At 47.1% G+C, this 26,451-nt stretch carries 25 protein-coding genes; 3 read left to right on the forward strand and 22 right to left on the reverse strand.

Annotation, left to right across the window (positions count from 1 at the left end; genetic code table 11):
* Positions 1–156: 156 nt before the first annotated feature.
* The 3 genes from FS628_RS02220 to FS628_RS02230 form a co-directional block, all read right to left on the reverse strand.
* Positions 157–2,703 (reverse strand): beta-mannosidase, encoded by a 2,547-nt coding sequence (locus FS628_RS02220; protein WP_145318372.1) that lies wholly within the window; start codon positions 2,701–2,703, stop codon positions 157–159.
* A gap of 257 nt (positions 2,704–2,960) precedes the next feature.
* Positions 2,961–3,992 carry a LacI family DNA-binding transcriptional regulator gene (locus FS628_RS02225; RefSeq protein WP_145318374.1) on the reverse strand — a complete coding sequence of 344 codons (1,032 nt, stop codon included), beginning with the start codon at positions 3,990–3,992 and terminating at the stop codon, positions 2,961–2,963.
* 186 nt (positions 3,993–4,178) lie between these two features.
* Positions 4,179–5,126 (reverse strand): DMT family transporter, encoded by a 948-nt coding sequence (locus tag FS628_RS02230; RefSeq protein ID WP_145318377.1) that lies wholly within the window; start codon positions 5,124–5,126, stop codon positions 4,179–4,181.
* Between the two features lie 165 nt (positions 5,127–5,291).
* Between FS628_RS02230 and FS628_RS02235 the strand changes: the two genes are divergently transcribed.
* On the forward strand, positions 5,292–6,167 hold the full coding sequence (locus tag FS628_RS02235; RefSeq protein WP_145318380.1) for a LysR family transcriptional regulator: 876 nt from the start codon (positions 5,292–5,294) through the stop codon (positions 6,165–6,167).
* 43 nt (positions 6,168–6,210) lie between these two features.
* Here the strand turns inward: FS628_RS02235 and FS628_RS02240 are convergent, their stop codons facing one another.
* The 5 genes from FS628_RS02240 to FS628_RS02260 form a co-directional block, all read right to left on the reverse strand.
* Complete coding sequence (locus FS628_RS02240) at positions 6,211–6,414, reverse strand: hypothetical protein (protein WP_145318383.1); 204 nt, start codon at positions 6,412–6,414, stop codon at positions 6,211–6,213.
* A gap of 30 nt (positions 6,415–6,444) precedes the next feature.
* The gene (locus tag FS628_RS02245) at positions 6,445–6,927 is read right to left on the reverse strand and encodes a tetratricopeptide repeat protein (protein WP_145318404.1); all 483 of its coding nucleotides are present in this window, start codon (positions 6,925–6,927) and stop codon (positions 6,445–6,447) included.
* Between the two features lie 195 nt (positions 6,928–7,122).
* Positions 7,123–7,980, reverse strand: coding sequence for a heme o synthase (cyoE, locus tag FS628_RS02250; RefSeq protein ID WP_145318407.1), 858 nt, complete (start codon positions 7,978–7,980; stop codon positions 7,123–7,125).
* Positions 7,981–8,138: 158 nt separating this feature from the next.
* Positions 8,139–8,705: a hypothetical protein gene (locus FS628_RS02255; protein ID WP_145318410.1), complete on the reverse strand. Its 567-nt coding sequence runs from the start codon at positions 8,703–8,705 to the stop codon at positions 8,139–8,141.
* A 289-nt stretch (positions 8,706–8,994) separates the two neighbouring features.
* Positions 8,995–9,348 (reverse strand): DUF3243 domain-containing protein, encoded by a 354-nt coding sequence (locus FS628_RS02260; RefSeq protein WP_145318413.1) that lies wholly within the window; start codon positions 9,346–9,348, stop codon positions 8,995–8,997.
* A gap of 242 nt (positions 9,349–9,590) precedes the next feature.
* Here FS628_RS02260 and FS628_RS02265 point away from each other — a divergent pair, with 242 nt between their 5' ends.
* Positions 9,591–9,800, forward strand: a complete 210-nt coding sequence (locus FS628_RS02265) for a hypothetical protein (protein WP_145318416.1) — start codon at positions 9,591–9,593, stop codon at positions 9,798–9,800.
* A gap of 117 nt (positions 9,801–9,917) precedes the next feature.
* Here the strand turns inward: FS628_RS02265 and FS628_RS02270 are convergent, their stop codons facing one another.
* From FS628_RS02270 to FS628_RS02330, 13 genes are all read right to left on the reverse strand, one after another.
* Entirely contained in the window at positions 9,918–10,835 is a 918-nt protein-coding gene (locus FS628_RS02270; RefSeq protein ID WP_145318418.1) for an NAD(P)/FAD-dependent oxidoreductase, read from the reverse strand.
* Positions 10,836–11,186: 351 nt separating this feature from the next.
* Positions 11,187–12,758, reverse strand: a complete 1,572-nt coding sequence (locus tag FS628_RS02275) for an S-layer homology domain-containing protein (protein ID WP_260870907.1) — start codon at positions 12,756–12,758, stop codon at positions 11,187–11,189.
* A gap of 154 nt (positions 12,759–12,912) precedes the next feature.
* On the reverse strand, positions 12,913–13,512 hold the full coding sequence (locus FS628_RS02280; RefSeq protein WP_076330783.1) for a nitroreductase family protein: 600 nt from the start codon (positions 13,510–13,512) through the stop codon (positions 12,913–12,915).
* A 150-nt stretch (positions 13,513–13,662) separates the two neighbouring features.
* The gene (locus FS628_RS02285) at positions 13,663–13,917 is read right to left on the reverse strand and encodes a hypothetical protein (RefSeq protein ID WP_145318421.1); all 255 of its coding nucleotides are present in this window, start codon (positions 13,915–13,917) and stop codon (positions 13,663–13,665) included.
* Positions 13,918–14,053: 136 nt separating this feature from the next.
* Complete coding sequence (locus FS628_RS02290) at positions 14,054–14,902, reverse strand: AraC family transcriptional regulator (RefSeq protein WP_260870974.1); 849 nt, start codon at positions 14,900–14,902, stop codon at positions 14,054–14,056.
* 80 nt (positions 14,903–14,982) lie between these two features.
* A complete protein-coding gene (locus FS628_RS02295; RefSeq protein WP_145318427.1) occupies positions 14,983–15,531 on the reverse strand; it encodes a glutathione peroxidase in 549 nt (182 codons plus the stop codon).
* A 102-nt stretch (positions 15,532–15,633) separates the two neighbouring features.
* Complete coding sequence (locus tag FS628_RS02300) at positions 15,634–16,113, reverse strand: GyrI-like domain-containing protein (RefSeq protein WP_145318430.1); 480 nt, start codon at positions 16,111–16,113, stop codon at positions 15,634–15,636.
* A gap of 123 nt (positions 16,114–16,236) precedes the next feature.
* Positions 16,237–17,067: a carbohydrate ABC transporter permease gene (locus FS628_RS02305; protein ID WP_076249967.1), complete on the reverse strand. Its 831-nt coding sequence runs from the start codon at positions 17,065–17,067 to the stop codon at positions 16,237–16,239.
* A 77-nt stretch (positions 17,068–17,144) separates the two neighbouring features.
* The gene (locus FS628_RS02310; protein ID WP_145318432.1) at positions 17,145–18,026 is read right to left on the reverse strand and encodes a carbohydrate ABC transporter permease; all 882 of its coding nucleotides are present in this window, start codon (positions 18,024–18,026) and stop codon (positions 17,145–17,147) included.
* 215 nt (positions 18,027–18,241) lie between these two features.
* Positions 18,242–19,558, reverse strand: a complete 1,317-nt coding sequence (locus tag FS628_RS02315) for an ABC transporter substrate-binding protein (protein ID WP_145318435.1) — start codon at positions 19,556–19,558, stop codon at positions 18,242–18,244.
* A gap of 168 nt (positions 19,559–19,726) precedes the next feature.
* Complete coding sequence (locus FS628_RS02320; RefSeq protein ID WP_145318438.1) at positions 19,727–20,578, reverse strand: response regulator transcription factor; 852 nt, start codon at positions 20,576–20,578, stop codon at positions 19,727–19,729.
* A 23-nt stretch (positions 20,579–20,601) separates the two neighbouring features.
* Positions 20,602–22,422 (reverse strand): sensor histidine kinase, encoded by a 1,821-nt coding sequence (locus FS628_RS02325; protein ID WP_145318441.1) that lies wholly within the window; start codon positions 22,420–22,422, stop codon positions 20,602–20,604.
* Between the two features lie 174 nt (positions 22,423–22,596).
* Positions 22,597–23,364 carry a helix-turn-helix domain-containing protein gene (locus tag FS628_RS02330; RefSeq protein WP_186327694.1) on the reverse strand — a complete coding sequence of 256 codons (768 nt, stop codon included), beginning with the start codon at positions 23,362–23,364 and terminating at the stop codon, positions 22,597–22,599.
* Between the two features lie 145 nt (positions 23,365–23,509).
* On the opposite strand from FS628_RS02330, the gene FS628_RS02335 reads away from it, so the two are divergent.
* Positions 23,510–25,774 (forward strand): FAD-dependent oxidoreductase, encoded by a 2,265-nt coding sequence (locus FS628_RS02335; protein ID WP_145318446.1) that lies wholly within the window; start codon positions 23,510–23,512, stop codon positions 25,772–25,774.
* Between the two features lie 249 nt (positions 25,775–26,023).
* Here FS628_RS02335 and FS628_RS02340 read toward each other — a convergent pair whose 3' ends face one another.
* Entirely contained in the window at positions 26,024–26,446 is a 423-nt protein-coding gene (locus FS628_RS02340) for a DUF1801 domain-containing protein (RefSeq protein ID WP_145318449.1), read from the reverse strand.
* Positions 26,447–26,451 lie beyond the last annotated feature (5 nt).

Raw genomic sequence — 26,451 nt, forward strand, 5'->3', positions numbered from 1 at the left:
AACCCACCTATAGTTGACAATGATTATCAATTATAGCAATGATGAAGCTATCTTTGAAGTGCACTTCTGTTTTGGCTTAGTTTGTTTGGGTGCCCCAAAATAAAAATGGTCGAAATCCCTCATAGAGAGATTTCAACCGTTCTGATGCAAGCCTTATTATAGTTTGATAAAGTCAGCCATGGAACGAACTTCAATGAGTCCTGTATTGGAGACCGCATCGGAAGATTGCAGCCCTTCTCTGGTAGTGAACTGCACCTTCACCGGAATGCCAGGAATGAGATCGAAGAAGTTGTCAGAGAATACGCCTTCTGCTTCGGAGGAAATCCATACCTGTTTGGCAAGCACATCACTTTCGAGTTGAAGATATTTGCCATCATTTTCAGTAACCTCAGTTACTTTAATTTGTGCAGGCTGCAATGCAATATCTTTGGATGGTGCAAAATAATGCTCCTGCACAATGTCAGCTACTCCATTCTGCTTCAGATCCAGGCGCAACAGCGTTGTTGCAACATCACGGCCTTGCAGCCATTCAGTCTGACTCAGAGACAACACCAGTTGACCCGAGTTCGATGCCAATGTTACCTCATGCTCTTCTTCACGATATACTGTGCCATCGAATCCAATCAATCGAATCTGCAGTTGACCCTTCACTGGCTCAAGCTGATCCGAGATGACATAAATATCTGTAGTATCTTCCTTGGTCCCGTCTACGGAGACGAGCACATCGCTGAAGCTTCGTTTCGCGTAATACTGCAATGCTTTCCAACGCCCAAGGTAGTCCATGCCTGCCCATGAAGCCACCGGCCAACAGTCATTCATTTGCCAGTAAAGTGTTCCCATACAGAATGGTTTACGGCGACGGTGCGCTTCAATGGCTGTCTTCATCGCTTCCGCCTGAAGCACCTGGCTCATATACAGAAACGATGGGAAGTCCTTCGATTCATGCATGTACATATCCATGTACTGTTTGATCAGACGATTGCCTGCCCCATTCTTCTGATGTGCGAGCATCACTTCCGATTCCAGAGCCAAGTCCTCTTCTTCCGCATAAGTCCGAACTGATTTGTATTCCGGGAAAGACTGGAATCCGTATTCGCTCATGAAACGACCCACATGTACGTTGTAGTTTTCGAACGGTTCTACATTGTGCCACACGCCCCAGTAGTGAATATCGCCCTCAGATGTAGACGGGTGCGCATGCTGCTTCTCATCCCCTGTCAGTGATACAAGAGGTGAAGAAGGCCAGTAATCCACACCTGGAGCATACGCTTCAACCACTTCTGGCAGCAGATCATGGAAAATGGCTTCGTAATCGGCCCAGATGCGTTCACGTTGCTCGGCAGTAAAATCTTTCTTCCAACCCCAGCCACCATTCTCAACATATTGAGCCCAAGCCGAATCAATCTCATTGTTACCGCACCATAGTGCAATACTTGGATGATTACGCAGACGTTTCACATTATCAATCGCTTCATGTCTTACACTGTTCAGGAACGCTTCATCTCCTGGATACATGCTGCAAGCAAACATGAAGTCTTGCCATACCAGGATTCCGTATTCATCACACAGTTCGTAGAACACATCCTGCTCATAGATTCCGCCACCCCACACGCGCAGCATATTCATATTGGACTCGGCTGCGGATACGATCTCATGACGATAACGTTCATGAGTAATTTCAGTGATGAAGCTATCATTCGGAATGTGATTGGCCCCTTTGGCAAAGACCGCAACCCCGTTTAATTCAAAATAAAAGGATGCTCCCGCTTCATCTTTGTCACGTACCAGCCGAATGGAACGAAGCCCCGTCTTCACTGTAGATTCAGCCACAGCTCGCTCACCTTGAAGCACTTCGGCAAGGAAGGTGTACATATGCGGATCACCAAGCCCGCGGCTCCACCACAGTTTCGGTTCATCAATGGAGATTGGAATCTCCACAGTCTGAGTTCCGGGTTGCAGCGATACTGATCTTTCCCATCTCTGACCATCTGCGCCAATACGAATGACCGTATCCACCGATTGTGAAGTCTCGACTTCCACAACAGCAGTTAATGAAGCTGAGGTAGCGCTTACTTCATTTTGCTGGATATACACATCATTAATTCGCACCTGTGTCCAACCTTCAAGACGTGCTTCACGCCAGATCCCACTGGTTACAAAACGCGGACCCCAGTCCCAACCATAGTGATACGGGGCTTTACGTGCAAAAATACTTACTCTCTTGTCGCCAAGTCCGCCAACATCGGACTGATCATTGGATGCAGGTAATGCATATCCGAGCTTCTCCAGCTTAGGCAGGTCTTCCTGAATCGGAGACCGAAAACGTATTCGGAGAATATTGCCTTTTTCCTTCAATACGGCCTTCACATCCGCTTTCCATACCCGGAACATATTATCTGCTGATAACACATGCACATCATTCACATACACATCAGCATATGTATCCAGACCATCAAACACCAGTTCCAGATGTTCTTGGGAGAACAAGGCTTCGGCAACGTCAAATTCAGTCTGATATTCCCAATCTTTCTTATCAATCCATTGTACTTCCTTCTCATTCGTTCCATAAAAAGGATCTGGAATCTTGCCCAGTTTCAGCAAATCTGTATGCACACAGCCAGGCACCTGGGCCGGCATCCACTCTTGATCTTCGCAAGCCTTGAACGTCCAATTCTGAAAAACATGTGATTGTATTGTGCTCATGACAGCCTCCATTGTTGTTAGAGTTGGTAATCATTTTTTGTTAGGTTTTGTTAGTATAAAAATAAATAACTTACAAAACAAAATTAACATGATATGCTTCTCATAGTCAATCTGTTTTGTAATTTAATTTGTTAAACAATCACTGCATATCAAAAAGACATGAAGACTTAATCTCTCCATGTCTCTCACCCGAGCTCATTTACCAGCATTTTTGTCGTTAAAATGATCCAATAAGTTCATATCACACACATACCACATTAGTCTATATTGGCGTTATATTCATCGCGAATAATTAATTCCGAATAGATCAGCTTGCGTTCATATGGTTCATCCAAGTGTTTGATCCGCCACAACAGCTGATCCACCGCTCTCGTGCCCAGATTACCTTTGTTAATATGTACCGAAGCAAGAATGGGTTCATCCGTCTGCGTATTGTCAAACCCGGTTACGGCACAGCGTTCAGGCACCTGAATGCCTCGACTTTGGAGTGCCTGAATGACAATGACAGCTGTATGATCATTCGCACACACGATGACTTCAGGGATATCCTCCAGCTTCATTTCGGCAATGGATCTCCGTATCTGTTCATACTCAGGTCCCAGCAAGTCTGCTTGCTGTTCCCCCTCGAGCTGTTTCTCTTCCAGCACCGTTCGATATCCAAGCCAACGTTCTCTAAAGCTTGTTGCATCAGGCAGTTGCCCAGCAAACTGGAACCTTCTGTATCCTTTCCCGACGAGCATGAGAACCAGTTCTTTCATACATTTCATATTGTCTGTAAAAACCGTATCTGCGTATATGGCCGGGTCTTCATGGTCCACCATCACGAGCGGAATACGGAGCCTGTAAATCTCCAGCAATACCGATGTCGAGATGGTGCCTACAGTAATGACTCCGCTGATCGCTTCCGGATTAAGGACCGAGAACATTCGATCTGAAGAGGGTTCTGTCAGCGTTAAAATGTCCATCCCCTTCTCATTCAGCCTCTCAGAGATGCCATCGAACACAGGCCCCCAGTACAAGGAAGATCTATTCTGAGAACGAACGTTAGGAAACAAAATTAATATGGTGCCTTGGCGCTCCGCTTCTGGCTTCAACTCTATTGACGCCTGTGTGTCCACCGGATACCGCTTTGGCTCGGTTCTAAAGTACCCGAGCTGCCCCGCCGTTCTGACAATCATCTCGCGTGTATGCTCACTCACACCAGGCTTCCCCGTCAGCGCACGGGAGACTGCGAATTTGGACACCCCCGCAGCATCCGCAATTTGCTGCATTGTTACTCTTTTAGTCATGCCATTCACCCGTTTTTCCTGATTTTCCATTCAGTGTAGCATAAAAAACAAAAATCAACAAAACAAGTTATGTTTCAACTCGTTTTGTTAGGCTGGATTCTGTCTTTTACAGGCATATTCAACATAACAAAAAAGGCCCTCTCTCCACCTTCCATAGAAGATGACGAAAGGACCATTGTTCTCTGGTTATATACCCGGTGCTCCCTGATCGCTGAGTTCCGGCTGGAGTGCTTGACGTTTTCTGCGCCAGAAGATCGGCTGTGGAAGTTTGATCTCTGTAATCAACACACCCATCAACATCAAAGCTGCTCCTGCATATCCTTGCAACGTTAATGACTCCCCTTGAAAGGTAAAAGCAAAGGCCGCTGCAAATAGAGGTTCGAGTGAGAAGATCAGACTCGTTCTTGTGGGAGAGGCATGGCGCTGTGCGAGTGTCTGCAGAATATATCCCAATCCGCTACACAGTACACCTAACCCGAGAATTGCTGCCCAGGATTCAGCCGTATCGGGCATACGTGGCGTTTCCAGCATGAATGTAGCTGCTATTCCCCACATCGCCGCAACACCTAATTGCACCGTCCCCAGTGTTAGCGGATCATGCTTCGGCGTGTACTTGCCAGCTATCATAATGTAGATGGCATACACTAGCGCTGCAAGGATGCACAGAATATCTCCCGTATGCAGACTCAGTTCATGTTGAAGCGTTAACAAACCCAGCCCGGTTACTGCTACCAGTATACTTAGAGTCAATCGTTTATCAGGCATACGACGATGCTGGATTGTCGTCAGAATGGGCACAAAAATAACAGCCAAACTGATCAGGAATCCCGCTTGGGATGTCGTTGTTCGTTGCACACCATAGGTGATGAATACAAATGCAGCAAATAAAGCTGTCCCCATAATAGCGCCTGCCACAAGTGTTCTGCGATCCATCTTAAACAACCGCCGATGAAAAAGAAGCCCTGCCGCAATAAAGGCAATTCCAAAACGAAATGCGACCAGATTCAATTCTTGCATGGACTCTAGGCCCGATTTCATAAACAGATAGGATGATCCCCATATGACCGTTGCGAGCAGCATCTGTATGTCTGCTCTTCTCGTTGCCTGACCTTGATTAACCTGTACACCATTCATCTTGCTTCAACCTTCATTCTATGTATTCTGATCTGTGTGATCGCGCGTCAAACTAACTCGCCTTGGCAAGTATAAACGATCTCTTTGCATTATAAAAATGAATATTTATAATGGATTATATGAAATAAACTCATGCATCCAAAATGGGAAGGAACGGAACCATTCATGTCATTGATCAAGTACGAAATATTGAATACTGTTGTGGAATACGGCAGTCTGACCAAAGCAGCAGAAGCACTAAACATCACCCAATCCGCGGTAAGTCATGCCATCGCCAGTCTGGAGACGGAATGTGGTTTTTCACTTCTCCATCGTGGCCGCTCCGGTGTGCGGGTAACCGCTGAAGGGGAACGTATTCTGGGATACACACGTGAGATTCTGCGCTGGACGGAACTGATGAACCAGGAGATCTCCCTGATTCGCGGTGCCGAGATTGGAACTGTGCGTATCGGTACTTTCGCCAGTGTATCCACACAGTGGCTGCCTGGCATACTGAAACAATTTCGTCTGCGTCATCCAGGAATTGAGATCAAGCTCTGGGAAGGCGATTATGCTGAGATTGAGGCCTGGCTGGCTGGAGGCGCCATCGATCTCGGATTTCTGTCCCTCGGCGATTCATCACCTTTTGAGACGATCCCATTGCAAAAAGACAGGATGATGTGCATCCTGCCTCTGGATCATCCTCTCGCCTCAGAGGAGTCTGTTTCGTTTGATATTCTGCTGGAGCAACCCTTTATTCTGCCCAAGTGGGGCGGAGATAACGAGATAGAACGACTGATTCGGGAGCATGCAGCCAAGCTCAATGTCGTCTATGAAGTTGCAGAAGATCAAGCCATCATGGCGATGGTCCGTAATGGCCTCGGCATCAGTTTGCTGCCGGAAATGGTACTTCAAAATCATACTGATTCGCTCGCCCTCGTGCCACTAACTGGAGATCCTTATCGTACGATTGGCATGGCCTGCCCGTCTTTGGTTAATCTATCGCCAGCTACGCGGCGTTTCATTGAAGAGGTGCAACAGTGGCTCGGCCAGGCTATGTAAGTTTGGAGAACTCACTACCTGTCGTCATGATCGACTTTTTCTATCAATTACTCACGTTACTCACAAATTGTATAACACCGAGGGTCAGCAGCAGTACAAATATAACCGCAATCGTGATGCCAAAACCAATCAGGAAGCGCACGCCAGGTGAGCGTTTGTTCTGCTGGCTACCCCCCAGGTTATCCAACTTTTTCTCAATTTCATCCAACCTTTCATTTACCTGTTTCAGATCTTGATTGGAGTTCATTCGTCCATCTCCTTTTTTGGCGTATTCCGTCTATTCCCACACCCGATCCAGCTGATCTGCGTAGAAACGAATTGCTCTGTTATAGTCGTTTATTCTCTTGTCACTTGATGTATCCGCGAGTTGAACGAGCAGTCGTTGCATCGCTTCTGCATGTTCACCCAGATTATAGAGCACCATGGCATAGAAAACCTCAAATTCCCGGTACGCCGGGAATTCTTTCATCCCCGTTTCAAACCAAGCTTTCGCCTGCTCGTACTCTCCAAGCGTTCGATATGTACTGCCCAGTCCGAGTATTGCGCCTGCCCTGTCTTCTCCTGAGAGACCCAGATCCAGTGCCTGCTCATAATGCGGGACAGCTTCTCGCTCTACCCCAAGCGAATCATGCGCCCAAGCGAGCTGATACCAGACCTGCGCATTCTCGGGTTCTTGCCCTGTAATCTCTTGCAGAAGTTCAATCGCTTCCTGCACCTTGCCTTCTTGTCTCCACCGCACGGCCTGTTCCAAATTACTCATGCTGTCACTTCCCATCTTGCATTATAATTTCCACATATATTATTCAATTGTTTTATTATACCAAAAAAGCACTCCAGAGAATATGTTGTAACAACACAAGGTTGTCCAAACTCTATTCAGCAGTGTGCTTTTTCATTCGATGCAGCCAACTCGCTTAAGGTGCTTTTCTCTCAAAGTAATCTGTTCATCACTTGATTAAGACCATGTCGTGTTCGCGACCATAACAATAAATACGAGCATGAGATAGTTAACCGAGATCAGAAAGTTCACTTTTGCCCACTTCTCATCATCCTGTGTCTTCAGTCCGCTAAGTGTATGCACGAACCAGATTAGTCCACCAATCACAGATACAATCAGGAATACAAGACCAACATAGTTGTAGTAATACAACAGGAATACAGCAGGAAGCAGTAGGAAAACGTAAGGAATCATCTGAAGCTTGGTACGTTTTACCCCTTTTACGACAGGCAACAACGGGAAACCGGCAGCGCGATACTCCTCCACCCGGCGAATACCCAATGACCAGAAGTGTGGTGGCTGCCACAAGAACAATAATGCAAACAGCAACCAGGCACCTGCATCAATTTCATTCGTTACAGCCGTATAACCGATGACCGGCGGCATCGCTCCTGCAATTCCACCCAGCGACGTGCTCCAGGTCGAACTGCGCTTCAACCACATCGTGTAGATCACGATGTACGCGAACCATCCGAGCAGTGCCATCCAGCCCGATAATGGATTCACCAGGAGATACAGTACTGCTAGTCCCACAACACCAAGGATAATGCCATAGCCAAGAACAAAACCTGGTTTCAGATGGTTAATGTACTCCATCCTTTTTTTGGTACGCTCCATCTTTTGGTCCAATTCACGATCCCAATAATTGTTGATTACACAAGCTGAAGCAATAACCAATGTTGATCCAATCACAACCATGAGCAGAGATAACCAATGGATATCCCATTTTGAAGCTACCCAGAATCCTACCGCCACCGCAAACACATTCAGCCTTAGAAGTCCGGGTTTGGTTAATGCAATCATGTCTTTAAGCATGAGGCTCCTCCTGAACTATGTAAAAACGCCATTCCAATAATGATACATGTACCTCCCATTAATTACAATCGCTTTCATGAATTTGTCATAACCAAAAAGCATCCCTCACCGTTCTATTGAACGGGAGGAATGCTTGACTGATGAATCCCATCTCACTTTTATGGGATGTATTGTTGCACAATTTTGGTAACTTTTCCGTCCTGCACTGTCAGATGATACGGGAATACGGACAGATCGAGAATACGGGTATTCTCATACAACGATTCAAACTTGGATAATGTCACAGGTTCATTCCACTGAATGTCTGCGCCCTGCATCGTACCATCCCGATCATACAACTGCATCAATACTTCAGCATTGGCACTAACTTCAACCTGTTCCTGCTCTTTGCTGTCATTGACAATATAGTAGCCATCTGGAGCACCATCTATACCTGCTTCCGGGTTGCGCAGTGCAAAAATCGCATCAGCTTCTTCACCTTGGTACCAGCCAATCTTGTCCACTGTCATATACAACTTGCCATTCTCTTGGTGCATACCTTCCACATAGGCTGTAAACATCTCAGAGTTGGCGACCTGAGCTTCTTTGGCAGAAGGTTGTTGAGCCTCCGAACTACCTTGAGCATTCGCAGGGGTAAGTAAATATGTAGTCAGCACAATGATGCCAAGTAAAGCAACAACTGCACCGATCATTCGTAGTTTCCATTGTTTTGCCGCGTTCTTCATAGGTAACATCTCTCCTTAATATGAACGTTATTATTCCTTAACCGGAAGTCTTCCATCTCAAACGCTCATCTGAACTATTAATTCCAACGTTCTTTCTTTTCTTATCATACTTGCAATAGGGACTATAAAAGTATCAGCCAGATTAAAAATAGTTACAATGCGCGTCACCACTCCAGTTTGTAGTCTTCGTAAGCGGCAAAAGAACCCTTGAAGGCATCGCCATTCAGGGGTTCAATACATATATACGATTCTTATGCTTGTAAATGTATCTTATGCTTAGAAGCTCATCTTAATGATTGGTTGTAGCGCTTTGCGCCAAACGAACGAGCATATGAGCCAGCATATGACGTTCATCTTCCTTACCTACATTCCACAGCTCCTGAAGCAACTTCTCTTCACGATTGCGAGGTTCCTCCCGAGCTGCGAGATAATCCGCTACTTTCTCAGCGATTTTAGCCATCTGCTCCTCGCTTAGTCCAATGGATTCTCCCATCGCAATTCGCTTACCCAGGTACTCTTTGAATGCGTCAAAGTTCTGTAAAATCTGTTCTCTTTCTTCCGGTGCAATCTTCTCAATTGCATTGTCCACTTTGTCAGTAGAAACTTGGCCATCTTTATGGATTACGTGATTTTGTTCATTCATCTGAATAACCTCCTTGAGAATAGTTGTTCATTGGAACATACAGCATGCTTAACATTAACCGGTTATCTATAATATAAACTGCTCGCCCAAGATTAATCAGTAAATTTCTATCCTGTATGCGTATTGATCTTTGAACATCACGTTTCAAATGAACTCCAGCGGTTAATCGTTTACATATACGTAATGGTGTTTGGATATCTTAAGAAACACCTGTACTTTACGGAACAAAGGAGGGATTTCCCATGAGCGACAAAGCCAAACATGAGAAAACAAACGATGAACTTGAACCAGGCGTGAACACCGTGATCCATCCAGACAAGCAAAATCCTGGGCCAACCGATATGATTGAAGGTGTGGTAGGCGATATCGTGGATAATATTCGCAAAGATTTCTCACATGACTCGAAGGACGAGACGTCTTCTTCCAAGTCAACGGATTCATCGAGTAAATAAGCGAGATCCTTTTCTCCATAGCAAAAGTTAGCTTAAAAAGTCCTCCTGCCATACGCATGGCTTGGGAGGACTTTTTGATAATGATTGAATAATCAGCCTCTTATCCGGAGGTACATTTCAAAGTGAATCCTTTGTCATCTGCTGTAACGCCTTATGAATCCAGATCGCGGCAATGGAACCTTCACCCATCGCAACGGTTGCTTGCTCTGCATGTAAACCCAGATCCCCGGCAATCCACACATTCGTTGCTGCCTGCAAGCTGCGCGGGTTGGCTTCTACATGTTTATTATCTGCGATCACAGCCCCAAGCTGCTCTGCCAATTCATAGTGCACCTTATTTCCTCCAAAAGCGATAAACCCTCGTTCTGACTCAAAAATCTGTCCATCTTCGGTCAGAACACCGGTGATATGGCCATCCTCAATCTGTTGCACTTCCTGGACAGCTGCTTCCAGATAACGAACGCCCGCCTCTTTCATACTGCGATGAAGCTCTGCAGATATGGCGGTCTGCTCATGATTGATGTATAACAAGTCGTTGGTACGCTGGATTAAAATCATCGCCATATTGGCTCCTGCTTCACCAGATCCCAACAGAACTGTCCGCTGATTTTGAATTTCATAGCCATCGCAATCAGGGCAGACATAGACTGTGCGACCCAACGTTGGGGTTAGTCCCGGAATATCCGGCACTCGATCCGTAAGACCCGTTGCCAGAAGCACCGTTTTGCTTCTATATTCAGATCCGGAAGTACCGAATAATTGAATCTTCTCACCCTGACGTCCTGCTTTAACGATACGGTCTTTCTCAAAAGCTACACCTGTCTGCTCTGCCTGCATCCTGCCTCGGGCACGGAGTTCCTCGCCGGACACCCCATCGGGGAAACCGAGAATATTATGATACGTCCGACACAATGTCGATCTGCCCTCTCCCGCATCAATCACCAAGACCTGATGGGCCGAATAACGCCCAAGCTGAATGGCTGCCTGAAGCCCTGCGAGCCCTCCACCTACTATTATGCAATCAACCTCTCGCATGCTCCTTCTCCTCCTGAACTATATACATTGAACTAAAGAATATTTACACTGATCACTCCGATGACAGAACAACCTTCCGATCGCTGTTATCCCCAGATTTTTTTAATACCTTTTACAAAGGGTAAATCCGGGGATAAAGGCGAACACTTCGCTTCTTCAGGCTCTTTCTGTCCTCTCCGTTATTGTGTAAATGTTTAGCTCAATATATATATATATTTTGTCCTTATATACATTAAACCGTTCAGTCAAGCTTAAACTGTTTCTCGTCCTCCTTATCTTATACCAAAATAAAAAGACCCAAACCATCCGCCTGAATCACGGTGAGTTTGGGCCTATAAGATTCATGATTGCTTAGAAGTTATACGATTCAAATCGCGATGCATTCGAAATGGCGTTCCATACATCAGCTGTTTCGCCGCCCATGTACCAGTAAGCCAGTCCAGCAATTTGCCGCTGCTCACTCATTAACACTTTGGCCGATAAAGAACGACTATCCTCTGCCCATATATATCTTGGTGTACCGTTGCTGCTGTAACCAATAATATATTGAACCAGACTCGCATCCCATCGTCTTACAGATCCCGTGGCATGCGCACGCGTTCCCTGTTCTGCCAGTGTAATGTCCCAAGAACTGGTTGCCGGATTCAGTGAGGACCAGTCTCGTGTATATAATGGAAGGGCCAAAATTGTTTTGGCACGTACTACTTCGGAGAGCATGGTGTCCAAAGCCTTTTTCACCCATGGAAGAGAGGCCACTGACCCTGCTTTTGGATCACCATTCCAGTGTTCCTCATATCCCATCAGCACCATATAATCCGATACAGCGCCCAGTTTGGCATAATCAAATGCATCTGTCCAATCTGTACCGAGGTCTGGCGATACATCCACAGACACAACTGCACCCAGTGCGTGCAACGTTGCCGTCAAAGAGGTGACAAATGCCGTTAACCCTTCACGATCCACAGGATCGACATTCTCGAAGTCCACGTTAATGCCGTCCAGTTTATAGGTTTTGACATAGGCGGCTACCTGTGAAATCACTGCTGCTCGGTTGACTGAACTCGATAACATCTGATGGGTAAGTGCCGAATCTGAACGATTGCCAAGCAATGGCCATAGTTGTCTGTTGGTAGCGGATGCCCAGGAGATTAATGCCGGGTCCGCGTGATCTGTTACTTTCATACTGCTGTTCAAGAAAAACCAGCGTGGGACGAGCGTATTCACTTCAGACTGTTCCACTTGCTTCTTGAATTCAGCTGTGGTGGAATTATATTGCCAACCCAGCTGAACACCGAGTTCATCCCCACGTTGTAACTGTTCAGACCATGTTTTCTTTTGTAAAATGGCATCGAGCATGACGGCTGCTTCTTCCCGCGTTACCTGGTCATGCGGTCTGAACACACCTCCACTTCCTCGCATCAGTCCAAGTTGATATACCGTCTGCACATAAGGACGTGCCCAGTCCGAGATATCCGCTGCGTCGAAATACGTTGAAGATAAGAGCGAGGTCTCTACGGGTTGTTGTTTTAACATGCGAACAAGAAGGGCAGCCGCTTCTTCGCGCGTAATGGAAGCATTAGGCTGGAACGTTCCCTGACCCTTACCCTCCAGAATAAAAAGATTCGTCATGGCGGCAACGTTGCCGTAATACCAAGCATTCATGCTTATATCCTGATAAGGATTAATGTTATTTTTAACGGGCTTTAAACCTAACAATCTCACCGCAAACGTCGCAAACTCTGCACGAGTAACAGCCTTCTTTGGTTCAAAGGTAGTCTCTGACGTACCGGCAGCAATACCTTTGTCCACCAGATGTGTAATGGCATCCTTCGCATAACTCGTACGAGTATCCTGAAACTGTTGCTGTACGGTTGCAGCTTGAATGGTATTGCTGTATCTAACCACCGATCCAAGTGCTAACATTCCGCATAAAGCCATTTTCCATATGCGTTGGTTCGTTATGTCTTTTAATCTATTATTCACATCAAAAAGCCTCGCTTCATTGGATTACGATCAACTATCATCGTATCAAATTGAAGCGAGGCCGTATGTGGTTAAATGTTGGGAAATGCGAAGCTTACTTGTGTACTTTTACGCGCTCTTCAATCGGTTGGAATTCTTTCTCACCCGGTGCTGCCGTTGGTTTACCAAATGGCATCTGAGCGATCAATCTCCAGTTCTCAGGAATGTTCCATTCTTGCTTCACTTTCTCGTCAATCAACGGATTATAGTGCTGCAAAGATGCACCCAGACCTTCTTGTTCCAGAGCAGTCCAGATCACCAATTGCAACATACCGTTGGATTGGTTAGCCCAGATCGGGAAGTTATCCGCATAAGCTGCAAAATTCTGTTGAAGCTGTGCGATCACATTGTTGTCTTCGAAGAAGAGAACCGTACCATATCCGCTGCGGAATCCAGTCATTTTCTCTGCTGTGGATTTGAAGGCTTCTTCATTGCCTACCACTTCACGCAAAATTTCTTCTGTGTGATTCCACAATTTATCATGTTGTTCACCGAGCAATACAACCGCACGGGATGTTTGTGAGTTGAAGGAAGTTGGTGTATATTTCACCGCTTCTTCTACGATTTCCTGGATTTTAGCATCCGAAATTGTAGATTCCTTGCTGATTCCGTAATAAGATCTTCTGTTTTTCAACGCATCAAAAAAAGTAGTCATTCTTATTCGCCTCCCAAAATAGTCTTTTTCATTTGCCAACATAGTAACTATAATATAGTAACATACATTAGTCAACAAACTAATTTATTTTCACTAAATATACATTCACCGAAAACACTTGAACCTTTATTGTTCAAAACTGCAATGAGACTATCCTTCGTTCGTCTTCTTGCGATAATCAGCCCGGTATTTTTCTTCCGTAGACGAGTTACTCTTCGTCTGATCCTTATTCTTCTCTTCCTGTGCTTCCATGTTCAGGTCTTCCATTGGAATCGGGTCTACAGTCTGTTCTTCCTCATGCATGTCCAGCAAACTTTTCTTCTCCGTTTGATACTGCTCGGGATTGTCCTGGAAACGTTTTGTATGGTTATCGTTGTTATTCTGATCCGGTGTGCGCTGTTTCATTCATATTCGCCTCCTCTGGGTTCATTACCTTTCTTTACCTGTTCTGCGTGTCCTCTAAACACAGTGGTATGCACTCCTCAAACGAAAATCAACAAAAAAAGCCAACCAGACAAGCTGGTCAGCTCACAGAGGGCTTCTATGATTGGCGATGCAATTGGGTACGGTACAGATCAGGCGAACATCCCACACTTTGTTTGAACATCCGACTAAAATGCGAAAGACGTTTGAAACCGGACAATCGACTTGCTTCTGTCACGGTGATCTCAGGCTGGAACTGAAACAAAAGCTTCGCCTGATTGATACGGCGGTCATACAGATATTTGAATATCGTCAGACCTGTCATTTCCTTAAACATACCTGCCAAATATGGTTTGGACAAATGCAATTCCCGTGCCAAATCATCCAGACCAATGTCTTTCATATAGTGGGTATCGACATAACGGATAATGTGCTGCACATGCCGCTCCCTCTCCGATGATGGAAGGTGTTCTTCGACATCGCCCTGGCAGATCTCTGCTACAAAATACAACAGGTCACACAGCCGGACATTCATGCGCTCCTGCCTGAAACTGGTCTGACTCTTAGATAGACGATAAAGATCGTGTAATAGCGCTTCGAATTCAGAGCGGGTATCGCCCGTCAGATTGACCCTGCAATTTCTGAGTTCTTCAAACGGCTTCAGCACCTCAACCATGCGATCCGGATGCAGGCTGCTGCGAATGGCAGACGGATCAAAATGCAATGTGCTTCGCTCATAAGCACTGCCGGGTTTCGGATGCGGTCGATGAAGAGTCAAGCCATGCATCAGCACCAGATCACCCGGCTCCAGGTTATATACCCGGTCTCCTATGATATAGGTACATTCTCCATCATGAAAATAATAAATCTCATAATGTGGATGTGAATGGAATCCATCTGACTTGCCTGGGTTATACGTGCTGGTGGATCGGTAACTATACTCCAGTGAAGCACTAAATTGCATCATGCTCGGCACATTCATGCACCTCCTGTTCGGAAGAGGGAAACGATTTGTGTCATGCCCCTGTAGGATCTATGAAAGTGAAATTATAGAAGCTGTTTAATACTCTCTTGAATCTCGTCGATGGAGTCGATAGGTTCGAAGCGTCTGACCACACGACCCTCTGCATCAATCAGGAATTTTGTGAAATTCCATTTGATTGCATCGCCATGTAACCATTCCGGTGCCTTCTCAGCCACCATTAATTTCAATAATTTGGCCTGTATATCTGTTTCATCAAAGCCAGTAAAAGGCCCTGATCTTTTCAAAAAGTCGTAGAGCGGGTGCGCCGCTTCTCCATTCACATCCAGCTTAGAGAACATCGGAAATTTCACACCATAATTAATCTGACAGAAGGACTCCGCTTCCGAACTGCTTCCAGGCTCCTGCTCCGCAAACTGGTTGCACGGGAAACCAATAACCTGAAGCCCTTGATCCTTGTACTGATCGTACAGCTTCTGCATGTCATCGAACTGATGCGTATACTTACATTTACTTGCCGTGTTTACGATTAGCACAGGCTTTCCTTCATATTGATAGAGTGGGAAACGCTCTCCACTGGTTCTGGTTACGGTAAAGTCGTAGATAGTTGGCATAAGTCTAGTGCACCTCGCGATAGTTATGTAGTCATACAGAATCATATGATTTTATATTATATACGAAGTTTGAACTATTGTATTGCGGAAAGATGCTATAAACTATGATTGCAAAGCGACATATATATCTATTTCATTATTAGGACTTTCCGGTTGATAACGCTCATCCCAAATTTCAAAATCATAACACTTCGGTTCATGTCCCGTCTCACCAAGACACTGTCCGTATATATAACCGTATGTATCACCAATCTCTGACTCAATCCCTCGATGCGTGCACGTCACATACTGACTGTCAGGGACCTCATGACTTATCATTTCTGAAGGAACATTCTCCGAACTAATCACTTCATATCCTAGTAGATGTGTGAACTTATCAACCTTTGCGTTGAAATCCTCGTTCATCGGATACATCTGCATCAACATGACGTTGTCATTTTTTCGATGTTGAATTTCCATCTTTCTCTCAACAAGCTTATGATAGTGGCTCTTGCCCAAACCTGATTCGAACTCTTCTACCGTAGCTACGATTGAATATCCTACAACGCGAAAAGCGGGCAATGTGATAACTTTCATTTCCATGAGAATCTCCTCCAATGATAAAAACTCAGATCATGGATTAATTCTCCCTTTTTACAGAAAACCCTTCTGCCGCGAAAATCTCTTCGTTCAGCAAAAGGGTTATATTATGTGGTCTCAGTAATTTTAACCCTTCACGGCGCTTCCAGCCACGCCCTGGATGATATAATGCTGACCCACCAGGAAGACGATGATCATTGGAATAATGCCTGCCGTGGCAGCGGCCATCATGCCGTTGTAATCCACATTATTCTCCAGAATAAAGTTCTGCAGTCCGAGCGGCACGGTGTACAAGTCTTTGTCGATCAGGAACACAAGCGCATTCTCATAATCATTCCAATGCCAGGAGAAATCAATGATCGCCAGTGTAGCCAGCGCTGGCTTCGCCAAGGGCAGAATCAGCCTGAAGAATATGCGTAGGTGACCGGCACCGTCGATGAACGCCGCTTCCGAAATCTCTGAAGGCACCGACAGGAAGAATTGTCGCAGCATAAACACCCCAAAGATCGTGAACATTCCAGGCAGGATCAATGCCCAATGCGTATTATATATGCCGACCCATTCAAACATCAGAAACTTCGGTACAAAGAGCACCTGCGGAGGCACCATCATCATCGAGAGATAGATCAGGAACAGCGTCTCCCGACCTTTGAATTGAATCCGTGCGAAGCCATAGGCTGCAAAAGCTGAGAGAAATACAGCTCCGACCGTGCTAATTAGTGATATTTTCAACGAGTTCAGATAATATGTCGCAAAAGTATCCGCTCCGCTCCAGACCTTAATATGATGCTCCCAGTTCAGGCTGGAGGGTATCCACTGGATGGGATAGGTGAATACGTCCGCAGGAGATTTGAACGATGTGCTGATCATCCAGATGAACGGCATAATCATCAGCAAGGCAAAACCGGACATCAGAAGTGTCAATATGATTTTTCGAATCTGGGTCAAGGACTCCATGCGAACTATAGGTGAATGTGGAGCTGTGGGCTTCGCGGTCGTGGCATTTCGTTTTTCCATAACGATCCCTCCCCTCCTTAGTAGTGAACCCAACGTTTCTGACCAAGCCACTGCAGAACGGTGAAGACCATAATGATGGCAAAGAGCGCCCAGCTAATGGCAGCAGCGTATCCCATCTCGTAGTAGCGGAAGGCATTCTGGTAGATAAACAGCGACAGGACGGTTGTACTGTTCCCCGGCCCACCCTGGGTAATCGCTTGAATGATACCAAAGTTCTTGATGGTCATAATCAGCCCGGTAATCAGCAGCAAAAAGGTAGTCGGGCTCACAAGCGGCCAGATCACTTGGCGTATCGTCTGCCAAGGACGGGCTCCATCAATCCGTGCAGCCTCAACCAATTCCTCCGGGATTTCCTGCAAGGCGGCCAGATAAATAATCATGTTGTAACCCAGCATGAACCAGATCCAGATGATATCAATCGCATACATGGACCATTCCGTTGTCGATAACCAGCCCGGTGGGTTCGTTATACCGATCCCGCGCAAGAAACCGTTAATCGGCCCCGACGTTGGCTGGAATAACAGCATCCAGACAAAGGCGATGGCAACGCCGCTGGTGATATAGGGCATAAAATAGAGGGCACGCAGCGTTTTTTGACAGTACACCGACTTGTTCAGCGCCACCGCCACGATAAATGCCAACCCCATCGATACCGGAACCGCTAACAGAAATACAAATGTATTTCGCAGCGCCACCCCAAACAGATCATCATTCATCATTCGGCGAATGTTATCCAGCCCTACGAAATTCGTCTCCGGGCTCATGAATTTGTAATCGGTGAACATGAGATAGAACGAATAGACAGCTGGTATAATAAAAAACAACAGCACGCCAATCATATTGGGCCCAATAAACAGATACCCGAGCCTGCTCTGCCGTTTCATCCAGGATTTATGCATATGCTCCCCCACTCCTTAACATCTGTTCTGGAATTAAGCATAACAAGATGTCCTCTAACATTTAAGGAACATAACCCTGTACCTGATATCACAGATATATGTATTTCGGCATTGCCTTTCGGGAGGAAAACAACATGGAATTGTTCTATTGCTTATAATAGAAAAAACCGCCCCATTGGGGACGGCCTTTGTTCTCGGTGCATTTACATTACATTCTATTGATTCTGCTTCAGCCAATCATTGTGGCGTTTGACCATGTTCTGAACCGTAACTTCGGCAGTCTGGTTACCAAGGAAGAACTTTTCATACTCCTGTGCACGCAAGTCGACCACCTCTTGCGCAATGCTGCGGACAAACGTAGGTGTCTCATCACCATACAACACGAATTCCAGAGACTCCTTGTCATAGGAATCGGCATAATCACCCAGCAAATGATCGATGGCAGTCTGTTGATCGACCGCATTGGAGGAAGGCAAACGTCCACCAGCAGCCATCGGCATCATTCCTCCATCGGCGTACCATTTCAGGAACTCCCATGCGGCTTCTTTGTTTTTCGACTTGGAATTGATAGCAATAAAGTCTCCCAGTCCCCCGCTCTTCACCATATCCGCTTCCTCTGCAGCCAGTCTCGGTACAGGGGCAAAGGCGATTTTCCAATCCCGAGGGAACTCGGTCATGTTGTTTGATGTGCGGATCAGCCATTCGCCTATGTTGATCATGGCAGACTCACCGCCAAGGAACATGTTCTCCACCGGCATTTTGGAAGTCAGCTGCTCGCCAAGTGGAGGCGTGGTTGCATCCTCCTTCATCATCCCGTTCAACGTCTCCAGCCATTTGGTAACGAGCGGATCATCGAGGTTTGAAGTGCCGTCTGCCTTAACATAGCCGTTCTTCACCAGAACGGAATCGAGCGGGTCTACATAGGAAGCGGTATGCTGCACCAATCCGTACTTGAAGCCAGCCGTCTTCAGTTTGAGTGCATATTCACGGGCTTCATCCCATGTCCAGGCTGTTGGTACACTCAGTCCGGCCTGATCAAGCGCTTTCATATTTAGTGCGAAAAAGGCAGCGTTTTTCTTGGTTGGCATCCCGTAATATTTGCCGTCCACTTTCCAGGAAGCCGCGTCTTCACCCATTTTCTCATCAATGTTGTAATCAGTGAACTCGCCCAGATCCAGTGCTGTACCGCCCTTGATACGTTTATCCAGATTCGTGAGGGTATAGTTGACATACAGGTCAACGTTCTGCCCGGTGGACAGCGCCGTATCCAGCTTCAGGTTGCCATCATCGTCATTCACAAACCGCACATATTCCACCTGAATATCAGGATGTTCCGCATTCCAGGTATCCACCACTTCCTGTGGACCATTCTCAGGCGGCACCGCGCCCCACATGGTGAGCTTCACTTTTCCCCCTGCCGCTCCACCTCCGTTATCTCCACCGTTCGTCTCATTTTTACCTACACAGCCGGCAAGCAAGCCCAGCATCAGCGCACCTACGATTAACCCCGTTAATCCTTTTTTGATTCTCATCTGGTCACATGACCTCCCTGAATTGAAGTGTACCTTCCGTTACATCGTAGCAGGGACCTTGCTGGGTTCATAAGATACATATCCATGATTCGGATTGAACAAAAATACGGATTTACTTGTGCTTGCCTGAGCACTCGGTACACATATTCCTTCTACTCATCCAGTGAATCACGAGCGGTGGCGATACTGGCTGGGCGTGCAACCGGTCCAACGCTTGAATATTTTAATGAAATAATTATCACTTCCGAATCCCACGCGGTAACCAATCTCCTGTACAGGAAGATCCGTCTCACGCAAGTATTCAGCCGCTTTCTCCATCCGTACCCCATGCAGGTAATGAATCAGGGTATGGCCGGTTTTCTTTTTGAACAGAGCACTCACATAATTCTCGCCCATCATCACATATCGTGACATGGATTTGACGGTAATGTCCTGATCGTAATGCTGCCCGATGTACTCAATAATTTTGCTAATCTCCGGGTGCTTCACAACCGGCTCACGAACAGGCGTGAACGGAAGATCAGTCTCAGACGCTGTCGCGGAAGAGACCGTAAGAGAAGTAGCCGAAATCGGCGTTGATGTGATTAGCGGAGGTGGAGATGGTACTTCATGATGGTCTGCCTCCGTTCGGACTTCCGCCGAAGCACCAAGTTCCGCACTTACTTTACGAAGTGTATCACGCAGTGAATTCACACTCATCGACAGCTTCAGAATATAATTTGAAGCTCCATATTCCATCGCACGACGTACATATTCGAACTCCCCCATACAGGTGAGCATGACAAACTTGGTTTTCAACCCGGCTTGGCGGGTCTGTTTGAGTAATTCAAGACCATCCATACCCGGCATGACAATATCAGTCAGCACCAAATCCGGTGTATCCCGTATGATCATTGCCAGCGCTTCGGTCCCATTACCGGATTCTCCGATGACCGTGAAGCCCAGCTCTTCCCAGGAAATAATCTCTCGCACCGACTCTCGTACGAATACCTCATCCTCTACAAGTAATACTTTCCACATGCCAGATTCCCCTCTCCAGTCGTCTAGTCAGACCGCTTCTGTACATAAGGCGTCGACAATAAAAAAGGAATGCTGAACCTCACTAATGTCCCAGGCTTGGTATCGATCACTTCAAGTGTACTTTGACCTTTGAACAATAACCGCAATCGTTCCCTGAGGTTGGACAGGCCGATCCCCGGACGCGTCCGGGTCACCTGCAAACGCCGGGATTCCTCCATTCCGATTCCGTTGTCTGCCACCTCCAGCATCAGTGTTCCTGTGTCTTGCCTATAAATGCTGATACCGATCTGCCCAAGCTGCTCCAGTGGCCCAACACCGTGGTGAATGGCATTCTCCACCAGTGGCTGCAAGCTCAGCTTGGGCACCAGCGCATACTCCAACTTATCGTCAAATTCACAAGTTACCTCGAAGCTATCGCGGTAACGAATCCGCTGGATATGAAGGTAGGCTTGAACCAACTCGATCTCATCCTTCAGATATACCAATTCGACCTGTGAATTCAGGCTGACCTCCAGTAATTTGCCCAAGGAAACACACATCTCGGAGATCTCCTCATTCCCGCTGCGTATCGCACTCCATTTCATTGTATTCAACGTATTCAGGAGAAAGTGCGGATTCATCTGAGCCAGGAGCATATGAAAATGTACCGCTTCCTTCTGTCGTTCCTCTGTCTTGAGTCTGGCAATCATCTGATTGGCATCGTCCAGCATCGTATTAAATGTACGTGTCAGTTCCAGCACTTCGCCACGGCTGTGGCCCTCAGGAATGCGAATCTTGAGGTTTTTGCGGACGACCTCCTTCATCTGTTTCTGTAGATGCGACAAAGGGCGCGTGAACGTCGCCGAGATCATAAAAGCCATGAGTACAAATGCTCCTGTGAACCCAAAAAAGGTTAGAAAATAACGCTGTTTCAGTTCAGATATCTCTGTAAAGAGAATCGAGAGCGGAATCCGATTCACCATATACCAGTCCAGTGATTCGATGTACACGTAGTTAATCAGCGTATCCGAAGCTGGATCGGTTAGATAAGCCTCCGCCGGATGGAGAGCTATTTCAGCCGTAACCTCAGGGGAGAGTGCGGCAGTTTTGGATGAACGGGCAATGGTCTCCCCACTACCTGTAATAAGATAATACTCCTGGCTACTCTGTGAATCCTTCAGCATGGTCTGGAACCAGTATGAATAATCGATGCTAATTCGTGCCAGGCCATACCGTTTGCCGCCGCTATCTTTCATGTAGGCATACAGTGACAAGAGGTACGGGCTGGAGGATAGCTCCCGCAGCACATGGTTAGTATCTCGAGCATCCCAGCGATAAAAAAGTTCTTCCGGTTGAAGCGGGTGTGAATCCGCATCACCTTTTGAAATCGTGATCTCCCCAAGACGCTCACGGAATTGTTCCAAATAGGGGCCGTACGCCAGCGCTTTCTCGGGCAAATACGAAGTGTAAACGCTATCATGAAAATCCAGCAAAGTAAAGTACACGGAAGGATTATATAGGAAGAAACTGTTGTTGATCATTTTAAACTTCTCTTCCACTAACGACTTGTTCTCAAGCGGCGTACGATTGTCCGGGGAGGTTAGCACACTTCTTACCGCAGAATCCTGTTCCAGAAAAATGAGTGTTTTGAAGGCAATGCTCATCTGGTCCTCCAGAGATCGGTACATCTGTACCAGCTGCTCATGACTCTGCTCACTGATTTTCTGCTCGACGAGCGATTCAATCTGCTGATAATTGTAGACATTCAATGCACTGAACGGCAAAAGAATCAACACCACAAATGCGCCGAACAGGCGGTATCTGAGCCGCTGTGGCAACCAACTCTTCCAATTTGGCTTCTTCATTCCTTAGTGCTCGCTCCCCTACAATTAATGAACCCATTATAGCACCTGCCTGCCATTTACAGCCGGGGGCGAATGATTTGCATGGATTTGTGATATCCGTTGTCTGCATTGAAGAGAATTGCACAGATATGTTCTATTCGTGTAAAAAAGAAATGGATGGATGGGACCCTTTTTTCATACTTGATGTCGTCTCCGGTATTCCGAGGGGCTGATCCCCACCGTGGACGAGAATACGCGGCTCAGATAGAATCCGTTCTCATACCCACATCTCTCCGCAATCTGCGTTAGGGTTAAACGACTATCCACCAACAAGGCTTTTGCCTTTTTGAGACGGATCGCTTTCAGGTAATCAGATGGTGTTTCTTGAAAAGCCTCCCGGAACCTTCGGGTAAGCTGAACTGGACTCAACGCCAGACGCTCGGCCATTGCTCGGAGACTGACAGCCTCTCCTGCCCACTCCTCCAACAACACGGCCGCTTCAGTCATCAGAGCGTCTTCCGTGAACTTTCGTTCCATCAATCTACTCTGTCTGCGCTCCCATTGATACAGTTGCCACAAGTCCATCATCAGGTGGGTTTTCCACTCTGCTCCAGTCTCATCGTTGTCCTCGCTTGCCTGTCGCAGATAAGCATACGTCGAAGCCAGACGCTTCGTATCATTAATCAGGGATTTTCCGATCGGCGGCAGAAGATCCTCATCCTCTGCGGAGTTACAACGGAACTGTATATAGTGAAACGTCAGCGGAGTTACGGTCTCTCTGCGAAAAGGAACGTGGGGCGGGCACAACACCAGATCAGCGAACCCCGCCTCTCCTGTATGCCCCCCAATCTCATAACGAAATACGCCCTCTTCAACGGCAAAGACCACCCAAGCGTCGTAGATATCCTCTGCCAATGCAAACTCAGCTTTCTTCTTCCAGTAGATGTGATTAAGGAGGTCCATGATACACCTGCCTTTGTTATGAAATAAAGTATATGCTCGATGATAATATAGTGTATTTGAAAAGTAAATATATAGAACTAATATGAAATTATAGATATGAAATACGAGCTTAGGCTCCTCCATATTCAATGAGAGAGGTGTTCATATGAAGCACGAACTCGTTAAACCGGATATCACCGTCATCGGGGGTGGGCTAGCTGGTGTGTGTGCAGCCATATCTGCGGCACGACTGGGCCAACAGGTCGCGCTGGTGCAGAATCGCCCCGTACTCGGCGGCAATTCCAGCAGCGAAGTACGCGTATGGGTCTGTGGCGCTACCGCCCACGGGATTAACCGCTATGCCCGTGAGACTGGCATCATGGGAGAATTGTTTGTAGAGAATCAGTATCGTAATCCGGAGGGTAATCCTTATCTCTGGGACTTAATCATTCTGGAAGCCGTTCGAGCCGAACCCAACATTCGACTGTACCTTAATACCGATGTACATGAAGTAGAAGCCACAGGAGATGGAGAGGAACGCATGATCACCTCTGTTACCGGGTGGATGATGGGTTCTGAGCGCAAAATCCGATTTGAGAGTCAGATCTATCTGGACTGTACGGGCGATGGACTTGTTGGCTTTTTGGCTGGCGCCAAGTTTGCACTCGGCCGGGAAGCCCGCAGCGAATATGGTGAAGAATGGGCACCTAAGGTAGCCGATCAGATCACGCTCGGCAGTACACTTCTCTTCTATACCAAGGATGCTGGTGCGCCTGTCCGTTATATCCCGCCTTCTTTTGCCAAGGATATCACGCAGACCAGCATTCCGATTCGCCGGGTCATTCGCAGCGGGGATTCCGGTTGTCATTACTGGTGGATTGAATGGGGTGGTGAACATGACACCGTTCATGACAATGAGCTGATCCGTGATGAACTGTGGTCCGTGATCTACGGGATCTGGGACTATATCAAGAATTCCGGCAAGTTCGATGCAGAGCAGATGACGCTGGAGTGGATCGGTTCGCTGCCTGGCAAAAGGGAGTACCGCCGTTTCACGGGTGACTATGTGCTCACCCAGAACGATATTATCAGCCAGCGGGAATTCCCGGATGCCGTTGCCTTTGGCGGCTGGTCCATCGACCTGCATCCCCCGCAGGGCATGTACGCCGAAGCGAGCGGCTCGAAGCATATGCATGCCGATGGCGTATATCACGTGCCGTTCCGCTCGCTGTATTCCGCGAATGTGCGGAATATGCTCATGGCCGGACGCGACATCAGCGCATCGCATGTCGCCTTCGGCACGACCCGCGTCATGGCAACATGCGCGGTCATCGGCGAAGCCGCGGGTACAGGCGCGGCACTCTGCGCGGCCATGGGGGTGTCGCCGCGCGAGCTGCACGCGAGGCATCTTGCGGTGTTGCAGCAGACATTGCTGCGGCAGGACGCATCCATCATCGGGGTGCGCAGCCACGATGAGTTGGATCTGGCCCGGCGTGCCAAGGCTACAGCCTCCAGCACGCTGACGGGCATCGCTCTGGAGCAGCCTGGTGACACGTACCCGCTGGGTACGGATGTGGCCCTGCTGCTGCCTGTGCAGCCAATGCTCAGCGGCTTGGAGCTGCTCCTGGATGCATCCAGCGATACCGCGCTGACGGTAGAGCTGTGGGATACGGGACGTAAGGAGAATTACGTCCCGCATTCGTTACAAGTCACGGCAACCGTTAACGTTACGGCGGGAACCGCGCAGTGGGTGAACCTTCCTCTCGAATGGCGACCGGAAGAACCGCAGAATGCTTTTATTATCATCCGCTCTAATAAAACTGTCTCACTCTACCATTCGACAGAATCACACAGCGGGGTGCTGATCTTCTTCAAAACGGAAGAAAACCATGTGTCCAAAAATCTGGAGGACCACGCCACAGATCAGCCTGTCGTATTATGGTCCATGCAAGGGTTGGCACGTCAACCCTTCTGCTGTCGTACCCTCTCTGAGACCACGGCCTATTCAGCGGACAACACGATCAACGGTTACCATCGCCCCTTTGGTGGCCCGCAGCAGTGGATGTCGCAGCCGATGCAGTCTGGCAGACCAGAATGGGTTCAACTGTCGTGGGAAGATCCACAGACCTTGGCTGAACTGCACTTGACGTTCAATGATGATGTGAACGAGGATCTGGTTAATCTGCATCACCATCACACCACATTCCGCGTCATGCCTGAACTTGTGCGCGATTATCGAGTGGAAGTATTGAATCAGTCTGATGAGTGGATCGAGATTATAAACGTATCGGAAAATCGCAGAAGAAAAGTCATCCATTCCTTGGATACACCTGTGTATGTGCAGGCGCTTAGAGTAATCATTGATGCCACTAATGGCAGCAGGTATGCGGAGTTGATCGAGATTCGGGCGTACGGGGAAGCTACACGGTAGGAGGACTTTGAGCACATTAGGTTTGGATAGCTGATTATGGCCCTGCTCAACATATACGATGGATATTTACGGTACGGATCACACATGTCATATGTATGAGAGTCTCCACTCCTGAACGAGAACTGCAAGCAAAAAAACAGGTTGTCTTGATCTTCAAGACAGCCTGTTTAAGCGTTATAACGTATATGGTGATGGAGGGAAGCAGTTTATTTTCTCCAGTGATTCAGTACTTGTTGATAACGTGCAGAGTTATTGATCCGGATAGGTTTCTTTTAAGAACTCAACAGACTGCACGATTAGTGCTTTCAACACATCCACATGAATATCCGCGACCTTGTTGATGTACACACATGCTTTCCCAGTCGTATGTTTTCCAAAGTCTTTCAGCAGTTCTTCCCGCTCGCTATCCCCTGTGGCAAAATACAAACTGATCTTCGCCTTTCGTGGCGAGAAGCCCACTAGTGGTGCATCTCCTTCGTGACCCGATTCATATCTGTAATGATATGCACCGAATCCAATAATACTCGGTCCCCACATTTTTGCATCATAACCTGTCGTCTCCGTGAAGATATCCAATAATTGATAAGCGTCTTCACGTTTCTTTGCATGCTCGATCTGTTCAATGAATTCAATGACACTTTGGTCTGTTATTGTTGTTTTAAGTTTGTACATTGAAG

This window comes from Paenibacillus xylanexedens, from assembly GCF_007676705.1.
In the GTDB taxonomy this organism is placed as follows: domain Bacteria; phylum Bacillota; class Bacilli; order Paenibacillales; family Paenibacillaceae; genus Paenibacillus; species Paenibacillus xylanexedens_C.

Excerpts from the sequence above, each read along its gene's own strand:
- FS628_RS02220 (WP_145318372.1), bottom strand. The coding sequence starts at position 2,703 with ATGAGCACAATACAATCACATGTTTTTCAGAATTGGACGTTCAAGGCT.
- FS628_RS02225 (WP_145318374.1), bottom strand. The coding sequence starts at position 3,992 with ATGACTAAAAGAGTAACAATGCAGCAAATTGCGGATGCTGCGGGGGTG.
- FS628_RS02230 (WP_145318377.1), bottom strand. The coding sequence starts at position 5,126 with ATGAATGGTGTACAGGTTAATCAAGGTCAGGCAACGAGAAGAGCAGAC.
- FS628_RS02235 (WP_145318380.1), top strand. The coding sequence starts at position 5,292 with ATGTCATTGATCAAGTACGAAATATTGAATACTGTTGTGGAATACGGC.
- FS628_RS02240 (WP_145318383.1), bottom strand. The coding sequence starts at position 6,414 with ATGAACTCCAATCAAGATCTGAAACAGGTAAATGAAAGGTTGGATGAA.
- FS628_RS02245 (WP_145318404.1), bottom strand. The coding sequence starts at position 6,927 with ATGAGTAATTTGGAACAGGCCGTGCGGTGGAGACAAGAAGGCAAGGTG.
- cyoE (WP_145318407.1), bottom strand. The coding sequence starts at position 7,980 with ATGCTTAAAGACATGATTGCATTAACCAAACCCGGACTTCTAAGGCTG.
- FS628_RS02255 (WP_145318410.1), bottom strand. The coding sequence starts at position 8,705 with ATGAAGAACGCGGCAAAACAATGGAAACTACGAATGATCGGTGCAGTT.
- FS628_RS02260 (WP_145318413.1), bottom strand. The coding sequence starts at position 9,348 with ATGAATGAACAAAATCACGTAATCCATAAAGATGGCCAAGTTTCTACT.
- FS628_RS02265 (WP_145318416.1), top strand. The coding sequence starts at position 9,591 with ATGAGCGACAAAGCCAAACATGAGAAAACAAACGATGAACTTGAACCA.
- FS628_RS02270 (WP_145318418.1), bottom strand. The coding sequence starts at position 10,835 with ATGCGAGAGGTTGATTGCATAATAGTAGGTGGAGGGCTCGCAGGGCTT.
- FS628_RS02275 (WP_260870907.1), bottom strand. The coding sequence starts at position 12,758 with ATGTTAGCACTTGGATCGGTGGTTAGATACAGCAATACCATTCAAGCT.
- FS628_RS02280 (WP_076330783.1), bottom strand. The coding sequence starts at position 13,512 with ATGACTACTTTTTTTGATGCGTTGAAAAACAGAAGATCTTATTACGGA.
- FS628_RS02285 (WP_145318421.1), bottom strand. The coding sequence starts at position 13,917 with ATGAAACAGCGCACACCGGATCAGAATAACAACGATAACCATACAAAA.
- FS628_RS02290 (WP_260870974.1), bottom strand. The coding sequence starts at position 14,902 with ATGATGCAATTTAGTGCTTCACTGGAGTATAGTTACCGATCCACCAGC.
- FS628_RS02295 (WP_145318427.1), bottom strand. The coding sequence starts at position 15,531 with ATGCCAACTATCTACGACTTTACCGTAACCAGAACCAGTGGAGAGCGT.
- FS628_RS02300 (WP_145318430.1), bottom strand. The coding sequence starts at position 16,113 with ATGGAAATGAAAGTTATCACATTGCCCGCTTTTCGCGTTGTAGGATAT.
- FS628_RS02305 (WP_076249967.1), bottom strand. The coding sequence starts at position 17,067 with ATGGAGTCCTTGACCCAGATTCGAAAAATCATATTGACACTTCTGATG.
- FS628_RS02310 (WP_145318432.1), bottom strand. The coding sequence starts at position 18,026 with ATGCATAAATCCTGGATGAAACGGCAGAGCAGGCTCGGGTATCTGTTT.
- FS628_RS02315 (WP_145318435.1), bottom strand. The coding sequence starts at position 19,558 with ATGAGAATCAAAAAAGGATTAACGGGGTTAATCGTAGGTGCGCTGATG.
- FS628_RS02320 (WP_145318438.1), bottom strand. The coding sequence starts at position 20,578 with ATGTGGAAAGTATTACTTGTAGAGGATGAGGTATTCGTACGAGAGTCG.
- FS628_RS02325 (WP_145318441.1), bottom strand. The coding sequence starts at position 22,422 with ATGAAGAAGCCAAATTGGAAGAGTTGGTTGCCACAGCGGCTCAGATAC.
- FS628_RS02330 (WP_186327694.1), bottom strand. The coding sequence starts at position 23,364 with ATGGACCTCCTTAATCACATCTACTGGAAGAAGAAAGCTGAGTTTGCA.
- FS628_RS02335 (WP_145318446.1), top strand. The coding sequence starts at position 23,510 with ATGAAGCACGAACTCGTTAAACCGGATATCACCGTCATCGGGGGTGGG.
- FS628_RS02340 (WP_145318449.1), bottom strand. The coding sequence starts at position 26,446 with ATGTACAAACTTAAAACAACAATAACAGACCAAAGTGTCATTGAATTC.